Below are 15,074 nucleotides of genomic sequence, written 5' to 3' on the forward strand. Positions count from 1 at the left end.
CCCAGAGGAAAACGAGAACGCAGGCGGCGATGAGCCCCCATGTCACATAGGGCGTGCCGGGCCTCGAATTGTCGTCGGAAATCGGAAACATGCCCCCGCCCGCCTAGATCGGTACCTGAATGCCGAGTTCCACCACACGGTCCGCAGGAAGCTTATAGAAAGTCGTAGCGTCCATAGCGTTCCGCGAGAGAAAGGCGAAAATCTTCTCCCTCCAGAGCGACATGCCCGGCACGTCGTCGGTCGGAATAATGGTTTCGCGACCGACATAATAGGTCAGGCTGTCGAGGTCGATGCTCAGCCCCAGTTCGTCCGCCAGCCTCAACGCGACCGGTATATCCGGCGACTGCATGAAACCGTAATGCAGAACGATACGGTGGAAGCCCTGTCCCAGCGCCTCCACCTCCAGCCTGTCCTGCGCGCTCACGCGCGGCACGTCCTCGGTCGCTACGGTGACGAGCAGAACCTGCTCGTGCAGGACCTGATTATGCGCGATGTGATGCGGCAGAATGGGCGGCATTTTCGGCGAGGGTCCGACCATGAAAACGGCGGTGCCGGGAACGCGCGCCAGGTCGTGCTCTTTCAGTTCGCCGATGAACTCGTCCAGCCCCTGCTCGTCCTCGGTCAGCCGCTCATGCAGCAGCTTGCGCCCCCGCCACCATGTCCGCATCAGCAAGAACACGCCGCCGCCGACCAATAGCGGGAACCAGCCTCCCTCGCCGATCTTGAGAACATTCGCGCCGAAGAAGAGCAGATCGATCGGCAGGAACAAGAGCGCGATGCCACCCGCAACCCAGCCGCTCCACTTCCACTGCTTGCGCATCACATAGAAGGTGAGAAACGTGGTGATCACCATGGTGGAACTCACCGCAATGCCATAGGCAGCGGCAAGATTGCCCGATGTCTTGAAACCCAGCACGAGGCCCACCGTCGCAAGCCCCAGCGCCACATTGACCGCGGGCACATAGACCTGCCCGGTTTCCTCAGACGAGGTCTGTATGATCCTGAAGCGGGGACACTGGCCCAGCTGCACCGCCTGACGGGTCAGGGAGAACGCACCGGAAATCACCGCCTGCGAGGCGATCACCGTCGCCGCCGTGGCAAGGGCGATCAGCGGATATAGAGCCCAGCCCGGTGCCAGATGATAAAAGGGGTGGCTCGCCTGCGCGGGGTCGGCAAGGACCAGCGCACCCTGCCCGAAATAGTTGAGGATCAGGCAGGGAAAGGCGCAGCCGAACCAGGCAAGCCGGATCGGCGCGCGTCCGAAATGCCCCATATCGGCATAGAGTGCCTCACCGCCCGTCACCACCAGGAAAACCGCACCCAGAACGGTGAGCGCTACGCCGCCCGCCTGAGTGCAGAATTCGATCGCGTAAAGCGGGTTGAAGGCGAGCAGCACCGCCGGATTGCGAACGATCTGGACCGCCCCCAGCACGCCGATGGTGATGAACCAGACAAGCGTCACCGGACCGAAGAAAGCCCCGACGCTGGAGGTCCCCCGCGACTGCATCGAGAACAGGGCCACCAGAATGACCAGCGTAATCGGGATCACATAGGGATCGATCCCATGCGCGGCCGTCTCCAACCCCTCCACCGCGCTCAAAACCGAGATCGCCGGTGTGATCATTCCATCGCCGTAAAGCAGCGCCGCGCCGAATATGCCGAAGACGATCAGCATGGTCTTGCCGCGCGTCTCTCCGCCCCGCCAGGGATTGAGCAGCGCCAGCAGGGCGAGAATGCCGCCCTCGCCCTTGTTGTCCGCTTTCATAACGAGCACGAGATATTTGAGCGAGATAACGATGATGAGCGCCCAGACGATGAGCGACAGAATGCCGAGTACATGGAAAGGACTGGGCGAGAGGTCCGACAGCGCCTGCCGGAACGCATAGAGCGGGCTCGTGCCGATATCGCCATAGACGATGCCCAGCGCGCCAAGCGCGAGAACCGGCAGCTTGCGCTGCCCCTCTTCCTGCTGAGCTTCGGGCATCAGGGCCCCTTTGCCGTGAAATCCGCCTGATCCGTCCGCCGGCATTTATATCCCGACCGATGGATGGAGCCTAATCGCAGCCGGAAGGAGAGCCTTGCTCCACCACTACTTGCGCAAGGGGCGCGGCCCCTCGAACTCCGCCGTCTTGGCTGTGGAGAGGTCCTTGTCGCGCGCCACCGCTTCATCCTTCAACGACGTTGCCCTGGCGACCGCCTCCTTGTCCGACTTGAGCTGGAAGAAGGTATAGGACAGCGTGATGGTCTGAATGGTTTTGGTGTCGATATCGGTCTCGAATTCCGGATCGACATAGAACATGACCGGCATCTTCGCCGTCTCGCCCGGCGCGAGCTTCTGCTCGTTGAAACAGAAGCACTGCGTCTTGGTGAAATAATAACCCGCCGCGTCCGGCGTCACATTGTAGATCGCACGGCCGACAATCGTGCGGTCGGAATTGTTAGTGGCAGTGTAATAAATCTTGGTGGGAAGCCCGATATGGGTCTTTACCTCCCGCTGCGCCGGCTTGAACGTCCAGGGCAGACCATTGGCCACGTTGGCGTCGAAGCGAACCGTGATCGCACGGCCGATCCTGTCGACGCCCGGATTGACGTCCCGCTTCACTGTAACCGTCCCGCCATAGCCCGTCGCCTGACAGAACAACTGGTAAAGTGTCGGCGCATAGACAACTGCCGTCGTGGCCATGGCCAGCAGCACGAAGGAAAGGCCGAGCGGAACGATATTGTCGCGGATACGCTTCATGATGCCGGACATTAAGAGGCAGATCGCCCTGCGGCAAGCTGGCGCAGCCCCCCGGGACCCGTGACCGATTGTCTCGCAAAAAACGAAGGGTTTCCCCTGCGAAACGCCCTTTTGCACCGTTTCGGCGCCGTACCGCGCCGTGCTATCACTTTGCATCCGGCCGGTGACAGCCCCCGACAGAGCGGGCGCCCGGCGGGAGGAGACGCAAGGGGAGGAAATCGTTTCGTGTCTGAAGCCATATTCATGACGCGCCGCCGTATTTCGGCCGCCGCCGCCATTTTCGTACTTTCGACCGCATGGGCCCCGGCCCGCGCCGCGGAGAACCGTGCCTCGCAAGAGGACACCGAGAGTGCCATCGTCGTGACCTCGAGCGTGCCGGGCACGCCGCGCGCCACCCATAGCGGCAATATCGCAAAACTCCCGCCCTACCGGTACGACTTCATCGCGCCCGACCAGCCCGCCGAAGCACTCAATCGGCTCCCCGGTGTCAATATCGAACAGGGCTTCGGCGTCGAACATCTGACGGCCATCCGCTCGCCTGTGCTGACCGGCGGCGCCGGCGCAGGGTCGTTTCTCTATCTGGAAGACAGTGTGCCCTTGCGCGCAGCGGGCTTCGGCAATGTGAACGCGCTGATGGAATCCATGCCGGAAATCAATGGCGGCATCGAAATCGTGCGCGGTCCGGCCAGCGCCCGCTATGGCTCCAATGCGGTGCATGGCCTCATCAATGTTCTGAGCCGGCCGCCCGCCGAAGAGCCGGGCGGCGAAGTCACTGCCTGGGCCGGACCGCATGACGTGTTGCGCCTCCAGGGCACGGCGAGTACGACCGTGTCGGGCGACAACGGAACGAGCCATGGCATGCGGGCAAGTTTCGTATTCGGTCATGACGGCGGCTTCCGCGACGCCTCGGGCTATGACCAGCAGAAGGCGCGTCTGCGCTACGACTATGACGCCCCGGACACCAGCATCATGGCGACGTTGACCTATGTGAACGTCAATCAGGAAACGGCGACCTATGCCAGCTCCTACAAGGATCCGGGCATCTACAAGGCCAATCCCAATCCGGAAGCCTATCGCGACGCCTTTTCCGGACGCGCCATGATCCGCATCGAAAGACGCATTTCGGATGACCAGATGCTGGTCATCACCCCTTATGCGCGGCGAACCTATATGGATTTCCGCATGCACTTCCTGCCGGGCTCGCCCGTCGAGGAAAACCAGCAGACCGGCGGCGGCATGCAATCGAGCTACGTCTTCAATCTCGATGGCGGGCACCGCATCATCGCCGGTTTCGACGTGGACTATACGCGCGGCACGCTGACGGAAATCCAGGACGAACCCACCGTCTTTTCCTATGTGCAGGGCACGCATTACGACTATGCCGTCAACGCGCTTGTGCTCGCCCCCTACCTTCAGAGCGAATGGAAGCTGGACGAGGCAACGACGCTCGACGCCGGCGCACGCTTTGAGTTCACGCGCTACGATTATGAAAACCGGACCGCGAACGGATCGCTCGGCAAGGCATTGCGGATCCCGAGCGAGATCAGCACCTTCGCCGACATCTCGCCCAAGCTTGGCCTTGTCCACCGGTTCAACGAGGATCTGACCGGTTTCATCCGGCTTGCGCGCGGCACACGCGCGCCGCAAACAAGCGACCTCTACCGCCTGCGCATCAACGAGACCGCGGGCGCGGCGCATTCGGAAATTCTGGACAGCGTGGAAGTCGGCGCGCGCGGCGGGATCGGCCGTCTGAATTATTCCGCCACGGCCTTCTTCATGAAGAAGCACAATTTCTATTTCCGCGACGCCAACGATACCAATGTCGCCAATGGCAAGACCCAGCATGTCGGCGTCGAACTCGAACTCGCCGCCCCTCTCGCCTATGGCTTCGATATTGCGGCGTCAGGCACCTATGCCCGGCACAGCTATGAGTTCGACCGCCCCATCAGCACGGTCCCGCTGACCACCGAGTCGATCAGTTCCGGCGACGATGTGGACACCGCGCCGCGCACACTGGCCAATGTGGCGCTTGGTTATAATTTCAACGAGGATCGCGGAAGGCTGGAACTCGAATGGGTACATGTCGGCTCGTACTGGATGGATGCGGCCAATACGCAGAAATACCCCGGCCACGACATCTTCAACCTGCGGGCCAGCTACGACATCAATGAGAACTTGAGCGTCTTCGGCAAGGTGATGAATCTGTTCGACACGCGTTATGCCGACCGGGCGGATTATTTCCGCGGCGCGGCGCGCTATTTCCCCGCCGAGGACCGCGCGATCTATGCGGGCACGACGGTGCGGTTCTGACCTTCAGGCTTACACCTTGCGGTAGATCACGCTGGATCCGTCGCCTGCGGTGAAGTCGAGCGCCGTCCACTGTTCCCGCCCGTCATACCAGAGCGAAAGCGGGTCTTTCATCTCGAGCCTGTAACCGGCGGCGGGCACATGCCCGCCATCGGCAAGCGCGACCTTGTCTGCACCCAGCTTCACCACCTCCGGTGTCAGCAACTCGCCATTCTGCGGATTGATCATCGGGCCGTTCAGCTCGTCGATGTTCCAATGCGTCGCCGCCAGCGCCTGCGAGGGCGCGACATAGGTTTTCTTGCCCGTCGACTCGACCCTGTAGCCCTTCTCCGTCTGGGTGACCTTCGTCACGAGGTCGTCGCCATCATTGTTGGTTTTTGCTTCAAGGCCCACAAAGCGCCCCTGCTCCCAGCGCTCCAGATTTTGGTGCTCATAACGAAAGACAGGGATGAAACCGATTTTCACCACCATCTCCACATCGATTGCGACCTGAAAATCCTGCTCGCCGCCCTGAAAACTCAGCCGGTGATGCCCGATTTGCGACCCCTTGCGGAAAATATCGAAAGCGATTTCGTTTGATGCCGGCCGGCGCGGCGTCATTGACGCCTCGACGATGTTTTGAGCGGCGGCAAAGACCGGGCGCGAGACCAGAATGGCAGCGCCTGTGCCCAACAGGAGTGCGCGGCGGGTCGGCATGATGATCCTCCTTGGCGTAACGCTTCGACTGTCTGGGATACGCATTTGAGCGGGAGCCGGATCACGCCGCGCGGGAATGATCCGCCTCGGCCTGACCGGCGTATAGCTCAGTCAGATAGTCGAAATTGAACGAGGAGCCGGGAAAATGGCCGAAGTATTGGGCCTGATAGCCGTTAGCGTCAGTGGCGCCATGCTTCTGGCCTGGGCGGTTCAGGGCGTCACAAAGCATGGCGGCGCGGTCGATGTGGTCTGGTCGCTGGCGACGGGCCTGGCCTGCGTCGCAGCCGCTCTCTTCCCGCATGAGGGCGGGCTGAGCGAGCGCCAGCTGCTGATCGCCGTCCTGGCTGGCGCCTGGTCTGCCCGGCTGACCACGCATCTTTTCCGGCGCACGCTGATCAGCGAGCCCGATCCGCGTTATGTCGCTTTTGCCCAGAGATATGGCTCCTACTGGTCGCCCCGCATGGCGCTTTTTCTCCAGATACAGGCCGTCGCCGCCTTCCTTCTGGCCGTCACCGTCTTCTTCGCCGCGCATAATCCCGCGCCCGGCCTTGGCTGGACCGATATTGCCGGCATCCTCGTCCTCGCCGGCGCCATTCTCGGCGAAAGCCTCGCGGACCGTCAGCTCCGCCGGTTCAAGGCGGATCCGGCAAACAAGGGCAAGGTCTGCGATGCCGGTCTCTGGGGCTGGTCGCGCCACCCGAACTATTTCTTCGAATGGCTGGGCTGGCTTGCCTATCCCGTCTTCGCGATCAACCTGACGGACGGCTACTACGCCGGCTTTCTGACCCTCATCGGCCCTGTCTTCATGTACTGGCTTCTGACCCGGGTATCCGGCGTGCCCATGCTGGAGCGCGAGATGCTCGCCTCCAAGGGCGCCGCCTATGAAGCCTATCAGGCCCGCGTCAGCGCCTTCATTCCCTTGCCGCCCTCCGGCGGGGATACGACCCGCCCGGTTTCCTCCGCCAACTGATCTTTTCAGGACAATATCATGCTGAAATCTCTGACTGTTTCGCTTGCCGAACATGCGCCGCTTCCCGACAGCCTGCTCAAGGCGGGGATCGGAATGCGCGTCTCCAGCACGAACAGGCGATTGATGGATCTGCCCTCAAGTGAGGAACGCGCTTTCGCCGAAATGATGCGGCAAAGCCCTGTCGCGCTTTTCACCGACGAAGCCAATGAACAGCATTACGAACTACCCGCCGACTTCTTCAAGCTCGCGCTCGGTTCGCATCTGAAATATTCCTGCTGCTTCTACCAGCATGACGGGGCTAGCCTGGACGAGGCGGAAGAAGCCGCGCTGCGGATCACCTGCGAGCGCGCAGGCCTTGCCGACGGACAGGATATTCTGGAACTCGGCTGCGGCTGGGGATCGCTCTCGCTCTACATGGCTGCGACCTATCCGAATTCGCGCATCGTCTCCGTCTCCAACTCCGCTTCGCAGCGCGCCTTCATCGAAGCGGAGGCAAAAAAGCGCGGCATCGACAACCTCGAAGTCATCACCGCGGACATGAATGTGTTCGAGACGGATCGCAAGTTCGACCGCGCGATCAGCATCGAAATGTTCGAGCATATGACGAACTGGTACGATCTGCTGAAACGCGTCAGGACATGGCTGAACCCCGAAGGCCGCCTCTTCATCCATGTCTTCTCGCATTGCAATGCGCCGTACCGCTTCGACCATGAAGACGGCAATGACTGGATCGCCCAGTATTTCTTCACGGGCGGTAATATGCCGAGCCACGGCCTGATCCGACAATTCCCCGAGCTTTTCGAGGTCGAGCAGGACTGGAACTGGAACGGCAAACATTATCAACGCACCGCGCTCGACTGGCTGGAAAACTACGATGCGAATGCACCCGCCATCCGCCGCATATTGAGCGACGTCTATGGCAATGAGGCAGGCGTCTGGTTCCGTCGCTGGCGGCTCTTCTTTCTCGCAACGGCCGGGCTCTTCGGCCATGAGAACGGCACGGCCTGGGGTGTCAGCCATTACCTGTTGCGGCCGCAGGCGGACTGAGAAAATCCCCACATAGATCAGGGATATACGGTTTATTCAGGCCTATCACGCGACCCTTGTTTCCCGGGGAGGAAACAAGGGTAATAACAATGATTTTCCAGATGGCGTGCCTCAGCGCCTGGGTGGGTGAGCGGATAAGCGACAGGGACCTTCGACAGATATTCGAAGGATCGGCGATCCGGAACAATTTCGCCGCGATTACGGGTGCACTCTTCTGTGCGGAAAATGCCTTCTTCCACATCGTGGAAGGCGCCGAAGCCGAACTTCGGGCGCTTGAAGAGCGCCTCGAAGCGGACCGGCGCATCAGGTCGGTCAAACGGGTCGCCTTTGAGAAAATTCCGGCTCGCTGTTTCGACGAATGGTCGGTCGTGGTGCAAAGCTCTCTTCTCACTTCGCCGGACGAATGTGAGATGCAGTGCCTCACTTGTCCGCAAGCGTCGATCTGCACGGTTGCCGATTTCCTGACCGTGTCTGGCGGCAGGACCGCAGAGCTGCCACACACGACCCGGATCATGCTGGACTGGTTCTTCCGGATCCAGCTCAAGGGCCACGACACTCTCGATATACCCTGGCGCGGAGAGATCGGCAGCGAACCGGCCCTGGCCTGAGACTCCATTTCTTCACCACGTCACGGACAAAAACTCGTCACATCCGGCCCCTAATTCACAAGCCGGCTAGTGAATTCCCAGAGAGGAGATCGCGCGTGTTTGTGGAAAAGATCAAGACCGAAGGCCTGGCTCATCTCTCATGGCTCATCGGAGACGGCACGGAAGCTGCCGTCATCGATCCCCGTCGCGACTGCGCGGTCTATGCGGAGATGGCGCACCGCCGCGGATGCCGCATCACGCATATTTTCGAGACACACCGGAACGAGGATCTCGTCTCCGGTGCGCCTGACCTCGCCGCGATCACAGGCGCCCGGGTGCATCACGGCCCCGATGACAAACTCGATGTCACCTATGCGGAAACGGTCCGGGAGGGCGATCATTTCACCTTTGGGGGTCTCACGCTTTGCGTGATGGAAACGCCGGGACATACCGATGACAGCCTGTCCTTTGCTATCTACGACAAGGCTTTTGGCGAAAACGCGGTCGGCGTCTTTACTGGCGATACGCTGTTTGTCGGCGATGTGGGCCGCACCGACTTTTATCCGGATCGGGCGCGCAACGTCGCCGGCGACCTATTCGACAGCCTGCAGAAGATCTGCGCGCTCGGCGACCAGGCCATTATCTACCCCGCCCATGGCGCGGGCTCAGTCTGCGGCAATAATATGGCGGACCGCGATTTTAATACCATCGGCTATGAACGCCAGACAAACCCGATGCTCCGGATGAACGATCGCGACGCTTTCATCGACACCAAGCTCATCGAGCATCATGACCAGCCGCCCTATTTCCGCCTGATGGAAGAGATCAACCTGGAAGGCGGACCGCGCCTTGAGGAACCGACCGTACCGCCCGCATTCGGACCGAAGGCCTGGCAGGACGCCGCAGGCGATGCCACGATCCTCGATGTTCGCGGGGTCGCCGCCTATCTCGGTGCGCATTTGCCCGGCGCGATCGCCCTGCCCGATGACATGATCCCGGCTTTCGCGGGCTGGTTCCTCGATCCGTTGGACGCAATCCTGCTCGTCGCCAACGACGCGGATCAGGCCAGTTGTGCGTCGCGCCATCTCGCCCGGATCGGTTTTGACGGCGTGAAAGGATTTCTCACCCCGTCCATAACCGGCTGGGCTGCGATGTCCGGTGCGTTTCAATCCATGCCGGTTGTGGATGTTCCCGAAGTGGCCCGCCGTCTCGACGAAGCGCCAGACGACTGGACCCTTCTTGACGTGCGCGGCAAAGACGAATTGGCGGAGGAGCGCATTGACGGCGCCCAGCACATCTATGTCGGCGAGATCGCAGAGAAGATGCGCGAACTTGACCCTCAACGACGCTACACCGTGATGTGCAAGAGCGGTGCGCGTTCCACCATCGCGGCATCAATGCTGCGCCGACAAGACTTCAAGCAAGTCGACGTTTTTATGGGATCGATGAGCGCGTGGAAAGCGGCCGGATATCCGGTCCACAGCTAGGCGCGGCCCTGGCGCGCACAACCTATGTCCGCGCCCGAGCACGGCTCTCGGATATCCGCGCTTTATATATCCGATACCCACCCGCAATAAACTCGGCGCCCGCCACAGCCACGGGCTCTGACATGCCCGCCCCGCCATCGATATCGAGCCGGTCATATCGAATGCGGTGTGTCATGCGCGGATCCTCGCCTTCATAGGCGATGAGCCGCGGTTCGGGCGAGTGCCCATGCACCACGAGATCGCCACCCCATCCGCCGACATGATTGAGGAAAGGAAACCGGATCCACGCCCAGTGATCCTCATCGAAACCGGGGCGGGTCGGGCGATAGCTGTAATCCCAGGGGCGCGCAAGGAACTCATCCTTCGGCACATCCGGGTTGAGGCCTGCATGCACGAAGAGGAGGTTTCCGATCCGGCGATAGGGCTGCAATTCACGCAGAAAAGCCTGACGCGCCGCGCCCCAGCAATCACGCATCGCGCGTGCCTTTTCGGCCCAGTTCATATGTGCGCGCACTTCGTCGGGCACGCCGCATTCTGCAAAGATCGCCTTGGCGCCGTTTTCAAGCCACAGATCGATCTTGCCCGCATCCACATCCATCACGATGCGCGCGAGCTGCTCATGGTTTGCCATCAGAACGGTTTTCTCGTCGAAGCCCAACGTTTCAGCCGGCCTCATCATCTCATCGATGCAGCGCAGGGAGGACAGCCCCCGGTCGATGAGATCGCCGAGCTGAACGAGCTCGGTGCGTTCCGCGCTTTCTGCCGCCGCAGCGTTCATGGCCTTGAGCACATCAAGGAAGGCCTCGTGCTGGCCATGCACGTCCCCGATCGCGAAGACGCGCCTGTCCGGCCCGGGTTGCACCAAGGCATCGGCCATGAATTCGGAAATCTCGACGGTCATCTCTCAATCCTCTGCTAGTTGAAAGATGTCCGGAAAACCCGAATTATCAAGGCCTGTTGGCGTTTCCATCGGATATGCTCGGTTTCTGATCATCAAAACCGGCAGCGGAAACCTCGAGAACAGCGCGATGAGTCTGGCACAGCAGGTAGAGGCGTACGTTGCCGTGTTCCCCGACGGCGGCGCGGTCACAGCAAACGAGTTGCTGCACCTTGGCGAGCGCGGCGCCGTTGAAGCCGCCCTGGCCGAGCTCACTGAGCAGGAAAAGGCCTATCACATCGAGGATGGGATCTACATTCGGCCCGGTGACGGGTACACAAGCCGATTTCCGCGGCCCGAACATATCCTGGCCGCGCTTACGAAGTACCGGGGCGAACTCTTCTCGCCAAGCGCCGGCAGCATGGGTCAGGGCAGCAACAAGTCAGGGTCGGGCGACAGCATGGCCGGAGACCGCTACCTCACGAGCGGACAGAGCCGCTGGCTGCGGGTCGGCCACCAGCGAATAGAGCTGATACATGCGGAAGAAGCGGAGATCCGCGCGTTACACAGCGCGTTGGAAAAGCTGCGGCCGCGCGTGCCCGACAAGGCTGAATGCATCGAAGGGTTGCGCGAACTTGAGCCGGAACTGCGGCGTATCGGGGTGCAAGCGCTCTGGCTTTTTGGATCCCTCGTCCGAGGAGACGCCACACCGGACAGTGACATCGATATCGCAATCGATGCCGACAAGACGCGGGTGACCGGGTGGGATTATTTCGCGATATGGCAGGAGACGCAGCGGGTGATCGAGCGCTACCTGCAAATCGACTGCGATGTCGTCGAGATCGAAAGCGCGCGTGACATCATCAAAACGCATATTCTCAAGGATGGGATGCGGGTGTTTTGACACCCGAAAGTACCCAAAAATGATCTTCTGACAAACGGCGCAATCGAGGCTGCGGGCACAGCAAGCTACCCGACCGAATTCGGCTGGGCCGCCTTTGACAGCGCTTCCTCGGCCCATTGGTTGAGGCTCTTTCCGGAAAGTTCTGCAGCTACGGCAGCCTTACGATGAACATCCGGAGACACGCGGAACATCATCTTGCCTGAATAGGGCTTTTGGGGCTCCTTACCAACCTTTGCGCAGGTGGCAAGATAGTCATCAAGCGCTTCATGGAACGCTGTCTTCAGATCAGCAACAGTCTCCGCGTGAAACCCTATGACATCGGAAATACCGGCGATTTTGCCGAAAAAAATTTCATCTTCATCGTCATATTCAACCCGCGCCGAATAGCCCTTGTAAGTCATCGTGTTCATGGTCTCGCTCCAATCTGGGAGAGGAATTCGCAGGCGTCGCGGACCTGATAGCGTTTGGCCTCCTTGCGCGGATGCGGCCGATGGAACGAGATGACTACACCATCTTTCTCAAACCGGACGCGGGAGCCACGGCCTTCGATCACGCGGGCGCCCCGACAGCAACAAGCAGACTCTCGATAGACGCCCATTCAATCGCTCCTGAGACGGGCTCGGCAAACACAGCTTTGAGCGTCCTTTTGTGCTTGCTGTTCATGCAAGCAATATAATCGGCCACAATCATATACGTAAGCATAAGGTGCTAGCGATTTGTAACCCCGCATTTTGCTAAAAAAGCTGCGGGTGTTTCGCAAGCTCCAGATGATTGACGACGCGATGGCCGACGAGGACCTTCGTATCCCGCCCGGCAATCATTTCGAACGGCTGCAGGGCAAGCTGTCCGGCTGGCATTCAATCCGCGTCAGCAAGCAATGGAGACTGGTTTTCCAGTGGGATGCAAGCCGGGGCGAGGCGAGGAATATCGATCTGAACGATCACAGCTACAGGTAAAGCTCATGTTGATGACGAAGCGCAAACCGGCCACGGTCGGCGAAATCCTGACCGAGGAGTTCATGGAGCCGCTCGGGCTTACCCAGACCGAACTGGCCGAGGCCATGGGTGTACAACGCAAGCACGTCAACGAACTCTGCAATGACAAGAGAAATGTGACTGCCTCCACCGCGCTCATTCTGGCCCGCGTGTTCGGCAACACGCCAGATTTCTGGCTGAACACGCAGCGCCGCAGCGAACTCTGGAAAGCCATGCACGATCCGAAGGAAAAGGCACGAATCAACCGAGCCAAACCTCTGGAAGCTGCGTAGGGTTTCGCTCCTGCTTGTCCGTCGCAATTCACCGTCCACGCCCATTTAAGCCTCCCCATCAGCTCTGCAGGCGGAAGCCACCCCCTCTGAGCAGGAAGGCGTCTCGCTCTGGAATCTCGGTCTCGAGCCCCAGAACTTCCGAGATACGTTCGACCTGGTGTGCGATCATGTCGCCAAGCAGCTTCGTTTGTCCGCCCTGCAGTTCATCCACAAGCCCGGCGATCGCATTTAGGACCTCTCCGGTGTTCTTGAGGATTTCGTCTTCACCAGACCTGCCGCGTGCCCTGAGGCCGATCGCTCTTACAAAGTCGAAGAAGTCATCGCGTGTGAGCGCTTCCATCGTGTCGGCGGCTCCGATATGCAGCGAAAATCGATGATCGATGTTCGAGTCGAGCAGCACGGGGACGACATCGTAGAGTGGGGCGAGCTCCGGAGCGTTGCCACGATAGATCAGGGCGTGGTTTTTGGCGTGGTTGTCTGTGTTGCCGAGAGCAAGATTGAGGATGGTCATCTGCAGAAGGGAGCGCCGCGCCTTGGCCGGCAGCCTTGTCTTTCCGAGGACCTTGCCTACCGCTTCTGCATTGAATGATCGGCCGCCTTCGCCGTCTCGTTCGTATTTGAGGCTCTTCGGCAGGCCGAGCGCCTGGCAGAAGTCCTCCTGATGGATCCGGCTCACCACACCGTTCTCGACGACACGGTCGAACCGGGTGATATGCAGTCCACGCACATCATCAATTTCGAGCGGCTCGACATGTGCGACTTCGTCCCCGTAAACCCTGCCCGCGATCGACATCAATCGATGCTCCTGGTCGACGAGAGCTTCTTCGCCGCGCCGCGGGATCTTGAGAATGTGCGTGGTAGGGACGCCGGTTCCATGTCGCGGAATGGCAAAGGATCCGTCGGCCAATAACGTAAGCGCGATCTTTCCCTGGACGCCGGCCAGCGGCGATGGGTCCTTGGTGTCGACCGGCAGACGCCTGTCGTCGCGAAGGGAGCGCATGATCCTGGCGAGATCGTTATCGCTCAACACATCGTAGTCTTCCTCCAGGCGTCCGGGCCTCTTTCCCGGTCCCTCGCCGGCCGGCACGCAAGAGATCGCACCTGGGCAATCGCGGCCGAGGTGATAAAGCAGGCCTGCAATGTCGGAGCGATCGATGTTGTGCTTCGCCATCACCGCATCGAGTGACGAATTCTCCTGCAGTAGATTGTCGAAGAAGGATCGCGTTTCGCTGTCCTTGAGGCTTTCCCGCTCGAGCGGCAGAGCGAGCGAGACCGGCCGCACGGCGTCCGCAGTGTAGCGGAACGACAGGGCGCCCTGCTCGTCGCCGGACAGCCGTCCGGTCGGGCGATCCTCGCCTTCGACGAAGACATCGATTTCGCGCGTCATGATCTCGGTTCCATGCGCAGTTCGAGCCCGAGCTCGCTGGCGGCGGCCAGTGCCGCCTCGATGGAGACACCGCGCTCCCCGTTTTCGAGGGCGGAGAGGAGACGTCGGGTCGTGCCTATCGCTGTTGCGAGCTCCGCCTGTGTAAGTTTCGCCGCTTTTCGTTGGCGGCGGATCTCGGCGCCGAACTCTTTGGCGGTCGAAATCAATGCGAGCTTGTCCATGAATCGGGTCCATAAAATGGGACGTATACATCCCATATAGCGGATATGCGGGAGAGTTCAAGACAAATGAGATGAATATGGCGCAAATCAGGAAGTACTATCTCCTGACGACCATATGAGACGCATATATCTCATCAATCGAATTGGCCACGTAACAAATAGGAACGGCGCAAAGTCGAACAGGACCTAACCCATTGTTTTCGCTCGACGTTGCCCCACACCTCGGAAAATGGGGGCAACCTTTCACACACCCCTCACTTGATTTGTAGGCAAAATCGTCTTTTTGCCTACAAAGGGCTCAACCGCGATTTCAGGAAGAGCTGTGCCCATTCCTGCGCGATGCACTGGTTTCGGACGGGCTTTGATTAGTGTTTTCATGTCGTGGTCGCCGAGACGGCGCGCCAATTGCCGGATCGTATCGGTATCGATGCGGTCCTTTCCGATATGGGCGAGAGCTTGCAACACCGAATTGGCGCGGTCGGAGGCCTTGTCGATCACCGGCGCGCGGGCATGTTTGAGGGTCAGGGTGCGTCCCGCGTCGCAGGTCAATCGCTTGGAGAGGCCGCTAAAGGAAAGTCGGCGCC

Annotated in this window: 16 protein-coding genes and 1 pseudogene; 8 read left to right on the forward strand and 9 right to left on the reverse strand. The window is 60.3% G+C overall.

What is annotated here, in order from left to right:
• Positions 1–103 precede the first annotated feature (103 nt).
• Together CMI59_RS05040 and CMI59_RS05045 are read right to left on the reverse strand one after the other, a co-directional pair.
• On the reverse strand, positions 104–1,984 hold the full coding sequence (locus CMI59_RS05040; RefSeq protein ID WP_293325588.1) for a potassium transporter Kup: 1,881 nt from the start codon (positions 1,982–1,984) through the stop codon (positions 104–106).
• Between the two features lie 105 nt (positions 1,985–2,089).
• Complete coding sequence (locus tag CMI59_RS05045; RefSeq protein WP_293325590.1) at positions 2,090–2,752, reverse strand: cytochrome c oxidase assembly protein; 663 nt, start codon at positions 2,750–2,752, stop codon at positions 2,090–2,092.
• A 213-nt stretch (positions 2,753–2,965) separates the two neighbouring features.
• Between CMI59_RS05045 and CMI59_RS05050 the strand changes: the two genes are divergently transcribed.
• Positions 2,966–5,050 (forward strand): TonB-dependent receptor, encoded by a 2,085-nt coding sequence (locus tag CMI59_RS05050; RefSeq protein ID WP_293325593.1) that lies wholly within the window; start codon positions 2,966–2,968, stop codon positions 5,048–5,050.
• Between the two features lie 9 nt (positions 5,051–5,059).
• Here the strand turns inward: CMI59_RS05050 and CMI59_RS05055 are convergent, their stop codons facing one another.
• Positions 5,060–5,743 carry a DUF6134 family protein gene (locus CMI59_RS05055; protein ID WP_167093503.1) on the reverse strand — a complete coding sequence of 228 codons (684 nt, stop codon included), beginning with the start codon at positions 5,741–5,743 and terminating at the stop codon, positions 5,060–5,062.
• Between the two features lie 145 nt (positions 5,744–5,888).
• Here CMI59_RS05055 and CMI59_RS05060 point away from each other — a divergent pair, with 145 nt between their 5' ends.
• The 4 genes from CMI59_RS05060 to CMI59_RS05075 all read left to right on the forward strand — a co-directional run bounded on the left by CMI59_RS05060 (position 5,889) and on the right by CMI59_RS05075 (position 9,834).
• Positions 5,889–6,713 carry a DUF1295 domain-containing protein gene (locus CMI59_RS05060; protein WP_167093501.1) on the forward strand — a complete coding sequence of 275 codons (825 nt, stop codon included), beginning with the start codon at positions 5,889–5,891 and terminating at the stop codon, positions 6,711–6,713.
• A gap of 18 nt (positions 6,714–6,731) precedes the next feature.
• Positions 6,732–7,760, forward strand: a complete 1,029-nt coding sequence (locus CMI59_RS05065; RefSeq protein WP_167093499.1) for a cyclopropane-fatty-acyl-phospholipid synthase family protein — start codon at positions 6,732–6,734, stop codon at positions 7,758–7,760.
• A gap of 89 nt (positions 7,761–7,849) precedes the next feature.
• A complete protein-coding gene (locus tag CMI59_RS05070; RefSeq protein WP_167093497.1) occupies positions 7,850–8,368 on the forward strand; it encodes a BLUF domain-containing protein in 519 nt (172 codons plus the stop codon).
• Between the two features lie 95 nt (positions 8,369–8,463).
• On the forward strand, positions 8,464–9,834 hold the full coding sequence (locus tag CMI59_RS05075; protein WP_293325602.1) for a rhodanese-like domain-containing protein: 1,371 nt from the start codon (positions 8,464–8,466) through the stop codon (positions 9,832–9,834).
• Positions 9,835–9,856: 22 nt separating this feature from the next.
• Here the strand turns inward: CMI59_RS05075 and CMI59_RS05080 are convergent, their stop codons facing one another.
• Positions 9,857–10,735 carry a metallophosphoesterase gene (locus CMI59_RS05080; RefSeq protein WP_293325605.1) on the reverse strand — a complete coding sequence of 293 codons (879 nt, stop codon included), beginning with the start codon at positions 10,733–10,735 and terminating at the stop codon, positions 9,857–9,859.
• Positions 10,736–10,760: 25 nt separating this feature from the next.
• Here CMI59_RS05080 and CMI59_RS05085 point away from each other — a divergent pair, with 25 nt between their 5' ends.
• Positions 10,761–11,615, forward strand: a complete 855-nt coding sequence (locus CMI59_RS05085; RefSeq protein WP_167093491.1) for a nucleotidyltransferase domain-containing protein — start codon at positions 10,761–10,763, stop codon at positions 11,613–11,615.
• Between the two features lie 65 nt (positions 11,616–11,680).
• Here the strand turns inward: CMI59_RS05085 and CMI59_RS05090 are convergent, their stop codons facing one another.
• Both CMI59_RS05090 and CMI59_RS05095 read right to left on the reverse strand, forming a co-directional pair.
• Complete coding sequence (locus CMI59_RS05090; protein WP_167093489.1) at positions 11,681–12,025, reverse strand: type II toxin-antitoxin system HicB family antitoxin; 345 nt, start codon at positions 12,023–12,025, stop codon at positions 11,681–11,683.
• Positions 12,022–12,278: pseudogene (locus CMI59_RS05095) on the reverse strand (type II toxin-antitoxin system HicA family toxin). Before CMI59_RS05095 ends, CMI59_RS05090 begins: the two are co-directional and overlap by 4 nt.
• A 65-nt stretch (positions 12,279–12,343) precedes the next feature.
• Between CMI59_RS05095 and CMI59_RS05100 the strand changes: the two are divergent.
• Positions 12,344–12,571 carry a type II toxin-antitoxin system RelE/ParE family toxin gene (locus CMI59_RS05100; protein WP_293325647.1) on the forward strand — a complete coding sequence of 76 codons (228 nt, stop codon included), beginning with the start codon at positions 12,344–12,346 and terminating at the stop codon, positions 12,569–12,571.
• Positions 12,572–12,576: 5 nt separating this feature from the next.
• Positions 12,577–12,882 carry a HigA family addiction module antitoxin gene (locus CMI59_RS05105; RefSeq protein WP_167093485.1) on the forward strand — a complete coding sequence of 102 codons (306 nt, stop codon included), beginning with the start codon at positions 12,577–12,579 and terminating at the stop codon, positions 12,880–12,882.
• 58 nt (positions 12,883–12,940) lie between these two features.
• Here CMI59_RS05105 and CMI59_RS05110 read toward each other — a convergent pair whose 3' ends face one another.
• The 3 genes from CMI59_RS05110 to CMI59_RS05120 all read right to left on the reverse strand — a co-directional run bounded on the left by CMI59_RS05110 (position 12,941) and on the right by CMI59_RS05120 (position 15,039).
• Positions 12,941–14,269, reverse strand: a complete 1,329-nt coding sequence (locus CMI59_RS05110; protein ID WP_293325616.1) for a HipA domain-containing protein — start codon at positions 14,267–14,269, stop codon at positions 12,941–12,943.
• On the reverse strand, positions 14,266–14,490 hold the full coding sequence (locus CMI59_RS05115; protein ID WP_167093481.1) for a helix-turn-helix domain-containing protein: 225 nt from the start codon (positions 14,488–14,490) through the stop codon (positions 14,266–14,268). Before CMI59_RS05115 ends, CMI59_RS05110 begins: the two co-directional genes overlap by 4 nt.
• A 243-nt stretch (positions 14,491–14,733) precedes the next feature.
• Positions 14,734–15,039 carry a hypothetical protein gene (locus CMI59_RS05120; RefSeq protein ID WP_167093479.1) on the reverse strand — a complete coding sequence of 102 codons (306 nt, stop codon included), beginning with the start codon at positions 15,037–15,039 and terminating at the stop codon, positions 14,734–14,736.
• Between the last annotated feature and the right edge of the window lie 35 nt (positions 15,040–15,074).

Origin of the sequence: Parvibaculum sp. (genome assembly GCF_002684405.1) — a bacterium.
Lineage (GTDB): Bacteria > Pseudomonadota > Alphaproteobacteria > Parvibaculales > Parvibaculaceae > Parvibaculum.